The organism is Phormidesmis sp. 146-33, assembly GCF_052939515.1.
In genome coordinates this window covers 1-2691 of sequence record NZ_JBJPHU010000247.1, presented here as the reverse complement: position 1 = coordinate 2691, position 2691 = coordinate 1, and the positions used below count along the sequence as shown (strand labels likewise).

3 protein-coding genes are annotated in these 2691 nt (G+C 50.7%); 2 read left to right on the top strand and 1 reads right to left on the bottom strand.

The features are described 5' to 3' along the window. Nucleotides 1-202 precede the first annotated feature (202 nt). Complete coding sequence (locus ACJ2PR_RS35575) at nucleotides 203-847, top strand: peptidase (RefSeq protein WP_446880594.1); 645 nt, start codon at nucleotides 203-205, stop codon at nucleotides 845-847. Nucleotides 848-894: 47 nt separating this feature from the next. Here ACJ2PR_RS35575 and ACJ2PR_RS35570 read toward each other — a convergent pair whose 3' ends face one another. Then, nucleotides 895-2070 (bottom strand): AI-2E family transporter, encoded by a 1176-nt coding sequence (locus ACJ2PR_RS35570; RefSeq protein WP_446868861.1) that lies wholly within the window; start codon nucleotides 2068-2070, stop codon nucleotides 895-897. A 104-nt stretch (nucleotides 2071-2174) separates the two neighbouring features. On the opposite strand from ACJ2PR_RS35570, the gene ACJ2PR_RS35565 reads away from it, so the two are divergent. Continuing rightward, on the top strand, nucleotides 2175-2531 hold the full coding sequence (locus tag ACJ2PR_RS35565; protein ID WP_446880593.1) for a hypothetical protein: 357 nt from the start codon (nucleotides 2175-2177) through the stop codon (nucleotides 2529-2531). Nucleotides 2532-2691: the final 160 nt, after the last annotated feature.

Genomic DNA, 2691 nt, shown 5'->3' with positions numbered 1-2691 from the left:
GTGCCGAAACGACCTTAAATCGAGCAACCTGGATTCTCACCGTTTTGTTTATCGGAATTACGGTGATCCTCAGTGCTGGCTGGTTAGGAAAATAGGCTTGAACGTCTGGAAAGGGCAATTCTGCAACAGATTTCTCAGAGCAGTTGTGCGTCTGGGAACTTTCTGCTGTCTGGGGTGCCTACTTCTCTTGGGACTGAATCCCTTGGAAGCGAATCTGCTGCCCGCGCCTCAAGTGCATCCGCTACCAAGAACGCTGGCGCAACAGGGCGATTGGTCTCAGGGCGACTATTTTGATCAGATTCAGAAGACTCAGCCAGAGTATTTGGTTTGGTCACAGTTTCCGATCGCGGTTTATATCGAACCTGTCACGGATGGAGACAGGCGGGCCCAAGCCTGGGTAAAAGCGGTACAAACGGCGATTCAAGAGTGGACTGTATTTTTGCCGTTGCAAACCGTGAGCGAACCAGATCAGGCAGATATTCAAGTGTTGCGATCGTCCATTCCTTTACGGTCTCAAAATCTTCGTGCGGCTCGTGTGCGATCGGCTGAGACGAGATATGAACTGTACACAAAGCAGATTTCTAATTCTTCGGCCATCTTGGCGCATCGCTGTACGGTGATCGTCAAGCCAAATCAGGCGATCGACTATGTGTTGGCCTCTGCCCGCCACGAGTTGGGTCATGCATTGGGAATTTGGGGGCACAGTCCGCTACAAACGGATGCCCTGTACTTTTCTCAAGTCCGCAATCCGCCTTTGATTTCTCCGAGAGATGTGAATACGCTTAAGCGAGTTTATGAACAACCGACGCGATCGGGCTGGCCAATTCCCAAAACGGGAAAAAGCTAAAAGCTGCTGTAACAAACTCTCATATCTGCATACCTGGTTAACCCTTTTTAACTTTCAGCAGGCTGGCTTGATCGCAGGTCTTTCACACTTTTGTCAGGTTTGTCCTCAAGGATCGTGGGTTGAGACGGGGCGTGGGGTTCAGTCAAAATTAGACTTGTGGGACTGGTAGGCGATCGCAGGGCAACCAATGCACTTTTGATCACAACCGCAGTCGGCACCGCAATCACAACTCCCAGCAGTCCGCCGACCCTCGCTCCTGTGAGAATTGCCAAAAATACCCAGACCGGATTTAGCCCCGTCACACTGCCAATAATTCTGGGTGCAATCAGGTTTTCGACAATTTGTTGGACGATTAGCGCAGAGATTAGCACTTCAACGCCCACTCCAATGTCACGCAGCGCCACCAACAAGGTGACCAGGGCAATTCCAACAGAGCCGCCAAAAGGAACAAGCGCCATTGTGCCGATCGTCAGCCCAAACAGCAAGCCAAAGGGCACCCGTAAAAACAGAAAAATGATTGTCAGCGCAGACCCCATCATCGTTGCGGAGATCAACTGCCCGAAAAAGAAGTTTTGAAAGCTAAGGCGCAACGTTTCAGAAAAGGGCTGACGAATCTTAGCGGGCAACCACTCTACCAGGCTGGCCCAAAGTTGGTCGCTGTGCTGCAAGAGATAAAACGTCAAGACCAGCGTTAGCAACACATCTAGCAGACTGGTTACCGTAAAGACTGCCAGATTTAAGACTTCTGAGGTCAGACCTTGTAGCGAACTTTTGAGGCGATCGTTGATCTGTTCTGCCAAAATATCCAAATTGATCGGAAACCCTGCCCCCTCAAGCTGGTCGTTGAGCAAAACTAGCTGTCTTTGACCAGAGTCGATCCATTCTGGCAACCGGACGACGAGTTGTTGAGCCTGCTCGATCGCCAGAGGCACCAGCGTCACGCCCAACCCCAACAGCACCGACAACGCAAACAGAAAGACGACGATCGCCGCCCGTCCGCGCGTTGCCCCATGCTGCTGCATCAACCCCACCGGATAATTGAGCAAAAAAGTCAGCAGGGATGCCGCGATCAAGATGACAATTAACGAGTGGAAGTAGTCAAATATCGATGAGAAAGCCCAGGCATTTAAGACCAAAAGCGGGGCTGTAAGCGCGATCGTGACCACACGGGCCACCGGAGTAATTTCGTTCCACCAATTGAGCAGCTTGTTGCTTTTGTGCATGTTGCAGCCAAAAATAACAGTAGCGATCGATTCACATCAACCTTACGTTTATTATCCCTCTCCTTCACACTCTGGCTCATCCTCCCTAATTCTGACTTTTGGCTATGCGCGATCTTGATTCCTTTGAAAACGACGACATTCAACACCTCAAGCTGTTTTTGTATCTGCTGCCTGTGTTTGGTTTTTTTCCGGCTCTGTGGACGCTTTATCGACATCAAGGAACGAGACAGGAGCGATCGTTGAGTCGGTTGGTGATCAAATTGGCGCTGGGCTGGTTGGTGGCTTATTTTTTGGTCGGTTTTGGGGCAAGCACGTCTGAATCGTTGCAGTTGCCGCTATTGGTCACGGGTAGCCTTCTGACATCGGGCTATTTTTTGGTGAATTTGTGGCTGATGGTGCGCTTGTGGAAACGTAAAGCGATAGAGCTTCCGCTATTGGGACGAGTGGGAAGGCTTCCTTAAGTTGGGTTGTTTGCTTCGTTAAAGGTGCTCCTGCCCCCCAACCCCCCATTCTGACGTGAATTCGATAAGAGGTTTTCCGCTTCGTTGTTCACGGCTTCTGCCCCTCAACCCCCCAATTTTGGGGGACTTTCAGAGAGGAATTCTGGTTCAAAGTCCCTCA